8 protein-coding genes are annotated in these 6,766 nt (G+C 68.9%); 3 read left to right on the top strand and 5 right to left on the bottom strand.

Annotation, left to right across the window (positions count from 1 at the left end; genetic code table 11):
- The 3 genes from VHK87_RS12825 to VHK87_RS12815 all read right to left on the bottom strand — a co-directional run.
- On the bottom strand, nt 1-944 hold a 944-nt coding region (locus VHK87_RS12825), incomplete at its 3' end, for a 2-isopropylmalate synthase (protein WP_329635289.1).
- Nucleotides 945-1,175: 231 nt separating this feature from the next.
- The gene (locus VHK87_RS12820) at nt 1,176-1,901 is read right to left on the bottom strand and encodes a TVP38/TMEM64 family protein (RefSeq protein WP_329635288.1); all 726 of its coding nucleotides are present in this window, start codon (nt 1,899-1,901) and stop codon (nt 1,176-1,178) included.
- A gap of 52 nt (nt 1,902-1,953) precedes the next feature.
- On the bottom strand, nt 1,954-2,379 hold the full coding sequence (locus VHK87_RS12815) for a hypothetical protein (RefSeq protein WP_329635287.1): 426 nt from the start codon (nt 2,377-2,379) through the stop codon (nt 1,954-1,956).
- Nucleotides 2,380-2,514: 135 nt separating this feature from the next.
- Here VHK87_RS12815 and VHK87_RS12810 point away from each other — a divergent pair, with 135 nt between their 5' ends.
- Together VHK87_RS12810 and pyrE are read left to right on the top strand one after the other, a co-directional pair.
- Nucleotides 2,515-3,717: a pyridoxal phosphate-dependent aminotransferase gene (locus VHK87_RS12810; RefSeq protein WP_329635286.1), complete on the top strand. Its 1,203-nt coding sequence runs from the start codon at nt 2,515-2,517 to the stop codon at nt 3,715-3,717.
- A complete protein-coding gene (gene pyrE / locus VHK87_RS12805; RefSeq protein WP_329635285.1) occupies nt 3,717-4,238 on the top strand; it encodes an orotate phosphoribosyltransferase in 522 nt (173 codons plus the stop codon). Before VHK87_RS12810 ends, pyrE begins: the two co-directional genes overlap by 1 nt.
- Nucleotides 4,239-4,241: 3 nt before the next feature.
- On the opposite strand, the gene VHK87_RS12800 is transcribed toward pyrE, so the two are convergent.
- Entirely contained in the window at nt 4,242-4,478 is a 237-nt protein-coding gene (locus VHK87_RS12800) for a DUF2171 domain-containing protein (RefSeq protein WP_329635284.1), read from the bottom strand.
- Nucleotides 4,479-4,591: 113 nt separating this feature from the next.
- Here VHK87_RS12800 and VHK87_RS12795 point away from each other — a divergent pair, with 113 nt between their 5' ends.
- Nucleotides 4,592-5,191 carry a glutathione S-transferase family protein gene (locus tag VHK87_RS12795; protein WP_329635283.1) on the top strand — a complete coding sequence of 200 codons (600 nt, stop codon included), beginning with the start codon at nt 4,592-4,594 and terminating at the stop codon, nt 5,189-5,191.
- Here VHK87_RS12795 and VHK87_RS12790 read toward each other — a convergent pair.
- Nucleotides 5,166-6,766: CHASE domain-containing protein (locus VHK87_RS12790; protein ID WP_329635282.1), on the bottom strand; the 1,601-nt coding region annotated here is incomplete at its 5' end. The genes VHK87_RS12795 and VHK87_RS12790 overlap by 26 nt on opposite strands.

Here is a 6,766-nt window from a genome sequence, read left to right as displayed (position 1 = left end):
AGCATCCCGTCCTGGTGGATGCCGCTTTCGTGGGCGAAGGCGTTCTTGCCGACGATCGCCTTGTTGTACTGCACCGGGAAGCCGGTGATCGCCGAGACGTAGCGGCTGGCGCGGGTGATGTGGGTGGTGTCCAGGCCGGTGTGGTAGGGCAACCGGTCGCCCCGCACCTTCAGGGCCATGACGATCTCTTCCAGCGCGGCGTTGCCCGCCCGCTCCCCGATGCCGTTGACCGCGACCTCCACCTGCCGGGCGCCGCCCTGCACGCCGGCCAGGCTGTTGGCGACCGCCAGGCCCAGGTCGTTGTGGCAGTGAGTGGAGAAGATCACCGTGTCCGCGCCCGGAACGTTGGCGATCAGGTCGCGGAAGATGTCGGCGTATTCAGATGGATAGGTGTAGCCGACGGTGTCGGGGATGTTGATCGTGGTAGCCCCGGCCTTGATCGCGGCTTCCACGCAGCGGCGCAGGAAGTCCTGCTCCGTGCGGGTGGCGTCCTGGGCGCTCCACTCCACGTCGTCTGAGTAATTGCGGGCCAGGGTCACCGAGCCGGTGATCATCTCCAGGATGTCCTCCTGGCTGGCGCGCAGGATGTGGTCCCGGTGCGAGGGGCTGGTGGACAGGAAGGTGTGAATGCGGCCGCGCTTGGCCGGCTTGATCGCCTCGGCGCAGCGCTCGATGTCGGCCACGCCGGCCCGGGCCAGGCCGCAGACGACGCTCTCGGTGACCAGTTCGGAGACGCGCAGCACGGCTTCGAAGTCGCCGTTCGAGGCGATCGGGAAGCCGGCCTCGATGACGTCGACCCGCATATCCTCGAGGATCTTGGCCAGCTCCAGCTTCTCGTCCAACGACATGGAGGCGCCGGGCGACTGCTCCCCATCGCGCATGGTCGTGTCGAAGACGATTACGCGGTCGCGCTCGGAAGCGGCGGTGTGTTGTTCGGTGCTCATGGGAATTCTCTTCGCGGAGGTTCTTAGTCCGATCGGGCGGTCAGGTCATCCCCTGAAGCGCCCGGCCGCGAAGGATCGCGCAGCCTAGAAGGGCGCCCAGGGGCGGCTAAGCCGAAGCAGAAGAGAAAGGCTTTGGGGCCAGGGGCGCATGGGAAGCTTGATACCGGATGGCGAGGCCGCACGCAATGGTCGTGCTGAAAAGCCGCTCAGGTGTGGCTTTGGAGCAAGAACCTACCCCTGATGCTCCTGCTGGGCCGCCGCCTCGCGGGCCTTCAGCCACTTGCGCGCATACCAGCCGATGATCAGCCAGACCGCGGCGATGCCGATCAGCATCGGAAGGTGGGACGCCCACTCGCCGCGCATGACCTGCACGATCGAGTTGCCGGCGAAGGCGGTGAGCACGATCTTGGGGATGATCCCCAGGCCTGTGCCGGCCAGGAAGCTGCGCAGCCGCATCGGGGTCACGCCCGCGGCCATGTTGACGACGATGAACGGGGCCGAGGGCACCAGCCGCACGATCAGGCTGGCCCAGAAGCCGTTGCGGCCTACCAATTCGGTGAACTGCTTGACGCTATCGCCGGAGAAGCTCTCGAGGGTGCGGGCGCCCGCCAGCCGGCCGACCCCGAAGCCCACGATCGAGGAGTCCATGGTCCCGATCCAGCTGTAGGCGAATCCGGTGAACGGCCCGAAGGCGACCACCGCCGCGGCGATCAGCACGAACTGCGGCACGCCCAGGAAAGCCAGCAGGGCGAAGGCGGCCACCGCGGCCGGCAGCGCCCAGGGCCCGTCGGCGGCCAGCCCCAGCCACTCCTCGACCGTCGCCTCCCCGTCGAATCCCAGCACCTGGGATCCGAACAGGAAGACCACCCCCACCCCGCCGAACAGCACGAAGGAGATCGCCAGCGCCCGGAAGGCCTTGGCGTCCATGTTCGTGAGGAACAAGAGGAGGCGGCGCATCGGGGCAGGCCTCGCCGATCAGGCCGGCGGGGTCAAGCTTGGCGCGCTCCGCTCAGGGAGGGCAGCGCATCAGGGTGATCGGCCCGTCCCAGGCGCCGCGGGAGACCGTCATCGAGCGCGGCGGCGCCAGGTCCGTCAGCGTCAGGCTGAACTGATAAGGCTTGGTTTCGCCCTCGGCCGAGCAGGTCGCCGTCACCTGATAGCCGGAGCTGGTCTCGCTCACCTGCTCGAACTCGCAGGCGACCTCGCCGGCGGTCACCACCTTGTCGTGGTCGAACACCCAGGCTCCCTGCGGGCAGAGAGAGGCGTTGGCCGCCCACAGACCAACGTAGGGCGGCGGCGGGGGCTCGGGGGGTTCCGGCGCGGCAGGCGGCGGGGCCTCGGCGACTTTGGCCGGCGCGGGCGGCGGCTCTTCCTGGCAGGCGGAAAGGCCGGCGGCCATCGCCGCGCCCATCAGCAGCGATCGGACAGGTCCCATGAACAGCTCCCCTGTTGCCACCATGCAAACGCCGGCGGCGAAGCTTCGGTTCTTTCCTCCCGCGGGTTCCGTCGGCACAGCCCTTCAGGTAAACGGGCGCCCCGACGTCCCATCTGCCTTTGGAGCCTAGAGGCCATGTCGCTGCAATCCGCCGCGCTCTCCCGCGTGAAGCCCTCCGCCACCCTGGCGGCGGACCAGAAGGCGCGCGAGCTGAAGGCGCAAGGCCGGGACGTGATCAGCCTGGCGGCCGGCGAGCCCGACTTCGACACGCCGGACAACATCAAGGAAGCCGCGATCCAGGCGATCCGCGCCGGCAAGACCAAGTACACCACCGTCGACGGCATCCCCGAGCTGAAGGAAGCCATCGTCGCCAAGTTCAAGCGCGAGAACGGGCTCGAGTACAAGACGAGCCAGGTCAACGTCTCGCCGGGCGGCAAGCCGGTGATCTACAACGCCATGGTCGCCACCCTGAACCCGGGCGACGAGGTGCTGATCCCCACCCCCTATTGGGTCAGCTACCCCGACATGGTGCTGCTGGCCGGCGGGACTCCCGTTCCGGTCCCGACCAGCGCCGAGACCGGATTCAAGCTGCGGCCAGAGGCGCTGGAGCGCGCGATCACGCCGCGCACCCGCTGGATCATCCTGAACTCGCCGTCGAACCCCTCGGGCGCCGCCTACACGAAGGCCGAACTGCGGGCGCTCGCCGACGTGCTGCTGCGTCATCCGCAGGTCTGGATCCTGACCGACGACATGTACGAGCACCTGGTGTTCGACGATTTCGAGTTCTTCACCATCGCCCAGGTGGAGCCGGCTCTCTACGAGCGCACCCTGACCATGAACGGCGTCTCCAAGGCGTACGCCATGACCGGCTGGCGGATCGGCTACGCCGCCGGCCCCGAGCCGCTGATCAAGCTGATGGCCAAGGTGATGAGCCAGTCGACCTCCAACCCCGCGTCCATCTCGCAGTGGGCGGCGGTGGAGGCGCTGAACGGTCCGCAGGACTTCATCAAGCCGAACGCCAAGCTGTTCCAGGAGCGGCGCGACCTGGTGGTCTCGATGCTCAACCAGGCGCGCGGCATCAAGTGCCCGACGCCGGAAGGCGCCTTCTACGTCTATCCCTCGGTCGAGGGCCTGATCGGCAGGAAGGCCCCCTCCGGCAAGGTGATCGGCTCGGACGAGGACTTCGCGGTCGAGCTCTTGGAGACCGAGGGCGTCTCGGTGGTGTTCGGCGGCGCCTTCGGCCTGTCGCCCTTCTTCCGCATCTCCTACGCCACCTCCAACCAGGTGCTGGAAGACGCCTGCAGCCGCATCCAGCGGTTCTGCGCCGCGGTCGACTGATGGACGCGGCGGCCCGCAAGGCCCTCGGCGCGGACCTCCACGCCGCCGCCCACCTGACCGGCCGCTTCACCCTCCGCTCGGGCCAGGTCTCGGGCGAATACTTCGACAAGTATCGCTTCGAGGCCGACCCGAAGCTGCTGGCTCGAGTGGCCGCGGCCATGCTGCCGCTCGTGCCTGATGAGGCCGAGGTGCTGGCCGGCGTCGAACTCGGCGGCGTGCCGATCGCCACCGCCATGTCGCTGGCCAGCGGCAAGCCCGCCGCCTTTGTGCGCAAGGAAGCCAAGACCTACGGGACCTGCCTGGCCGTGGAAGGCGGCGACCTGCGCGGCCGCAAGGTCGTGCTGGTCGAGGACGTCATCTCCACCGGCGGCGCCATCGTGGACGCCAAGCGTCATCTCGACGATGCGGGCGCGGTGCTCCTGGCCGTCGTCTGCGCCCTCTGGCGCGGCGATGGCGAGCCCCGCATCGAAAATCTCGGCGCGCCCCTCTTCGCCGCCCTGACGCGGGCGGACCTGCCTTAAGGGCTAATGCTTCTCGCGCCAGGCGCTGGTGGCGGCCTGCTTGGTCATGTTCAGCCAGACCTTGTCGTCATCGATGTGATCGACCCAGGTCATCGGGATGTAGTGGTGCTTGAACCCTGACGCACGGTCGAGCTTGGCCAGCTCGATCTCTTCGTCGAGCACGTGATCGACCTTGCCGACGTGGCCGCCGTCGGAACCCACCACTTCCATGTGCTCGCGGATCAGGGAGTGCAGGAGCATCATTCGTTGTCCTCCGCATCGCCCCGAACGGCTGAGGTCGGGGCTCCACGGAACAACACATGAGCCTTCTAGGGAGTTTCGCCTTCGGCTAGCCTCTCGGGAGGAGGCGCCCGATGTTGACCTTCTTCCACGCCCCGATGTCCCGTTCCGAAAGCATCCGCTGGCTGCTGATCGAGCTCGGCGCGCCGTACGAGACCGTGTTCGTCGACATCCGCGCCGAGGGCGGCGCGCCGGAGGACTACCGCCGCATACACCCGCACAAGAAGGCGCCGGCGATCCGGCACGACGGCGTCGTCATCCACGAGCGCGCGGCGATCTGCATCTACCTGGCCGACGCCTTCCCTCAGGCGGGGCTCGCGCCGCCGATGGGCGATCCGATGCGGGGCCCGTACCTGACCTCGTTGGTCTACACCGACGCGGTGATCGACCCGGCCCTCACCGCCAAGCTGATGGGTTGGACGGCGCCGTCGCTGTCGACCTCGTACGGCGTGTTCGAAGACGTCCTCAGCCATCTCGAGACCCAGCTCGGCCGCCAACCCTACGCCGCCGGCGACCGCTTCACGGCGGCCGACACCCAGCTGGCCAGCGCCGTCAACTGGGGGCTCAACGTCGCCCAGGTGCTGCCCGCCCGGCCGGTGTTCCAGGATTATCTCGCCCGCATCTCCGAGAGGGCGGGGTTCAAGCGCTTCATGGAGGGGACGCAGGCGCCCTGAGCTGCCCGATCGCCGTCGCTTCCCCGTCCTGCGGCAGCGGCATGTCGATCGTGCAGCGCACCCCGGCCGGATCGAAGACCAGGTCCACCTGACCGTTCAGTTGCCGGCGCAGCCCGGTGGTGATCAGACGCGCGCCGAAGCCCGTGCGCTTCGGCGGCGAAACCGGCGCTCCGCCCACTTCCTCCCAGCACAGTTCCAGGCGCCGCCTGGCGCCCTCGCCGGAGAGCCGCCACTCGATCTCCACGCGCCCGCCCTCGGTGGAGAGGGCGCCGTACTTGACGGCGTTGGTGACCAGCTCGTGCAGAGCCATGCCCAGCGCCAGCGCGAGGTTGGGCGACAGCCACACGGGCGGGCCCCTGGCGTCTACCCGGCCGGTGTCGGCGCTCTCGTAAGGCGCCACCTCCACCTGCACCAGGTCGGCCAGGCTCGCGCCGCGCCAGGAGTCGCGCGTGAGCAGGTCGTGAGTCTGGCTGAGCGCCACCAGCCGGCCTTCGAACTCCTCCCGGGCCTCGCGCGGATCCTGGCCTTCGCGCAAGGTCTGGGTGGCGACCGACTGCACCGTCGCCAGGGTGTTCTTGACCCGGTGGTTCAGCTCGTCGAGCAGCAGCCGCAGCTGGCCCTCCGCCGCCTCGCGTGCGGCCACCTCGTGCTCGGCCGCCAGGCGCGCCCTCACCTGCGACCAGGTGGCCGCTGCGACCAGTAGGGTGGCGAGCATCCCGCCGAAAAAGAACAGCAGGGGGAAACTGCGGCCGGAACCGAGTTCGAACTCCGGGCGGGTGAAGAATTGGAGCGTCCAGGTGCGGCCGGCGATGGTCATCCGCCGCTCGCTGGTGAACCGGGCTTCGGCGGCGAGCTCCGCCACGCTTGAATGGAAGGAGCGGTGCAGCAGGTTCCGCGCCTCGGGCGCGCCGTCGTAGACCGCGAAGTGGACCCGGGGGTTCTGCTGATCGCTGTAGATTCCCCCCAGGAGGTCGTCGGCCCGAAACGGAGCGTAGACGAACCCGTGGAGCAACCGACGCCGCGCCTCGACGGTCTGCGGCGTCGCCCCACCCTTGTACACCGGCTGGTAGATCAGGAAGCCGGCCTGCTTGTGCTCGGTGATCTCCTGCACCAGCTCCACCTTGCCGGACATGACCGGCTCGCCCGCGTCGCGCGCGGCGGCCATGGCCGCGCGCCGGACCGGGTGGGTGAACATGTCGAACCCGATCGCCGCCGCGTTCCGCGCGTCCCTCGGCTCCAGGTAGACGATCGCGTGCACCTCCTCGCGCGGGGCGTCCGGCCGGACGGTGAAGTCCGGATCTCCCTGGCGGCGCATCTCGGAGACCAGGGCGTCCTTGTCGGCGGCGGCGACCCTGCGGCTGAACCCGATTCCCTGGATGCCCGGATAGACGGCAGGAAGATCCAGATGGTCTGCGAAGGCGGTGAACCGGGCGGCGTCGACGTCGCCCTCGAACGCGTGGAACAGCCCCTCCCCCGCCTTCAGGATCGCCACATAGGCCTGCATGCGCGCGGTGATGTCGCCGCTGGTCTGTTCCGTGGCGTGCTGGAACCGCTCCAGGTCCTTGGCTTCAACGA

This window comes from Phenylobacterium sp. (genome assembly GCF_036263695.1).
Taxonomy (GTDB): Bacteria; Pseudomonadota; Alphaproteobacteria; order Caulobacterales; family Caulobacteraceae; genus Phenylobacterium.
This window is presented reverse-complemented; position numbering and strand designations above follow the sequence as displayed.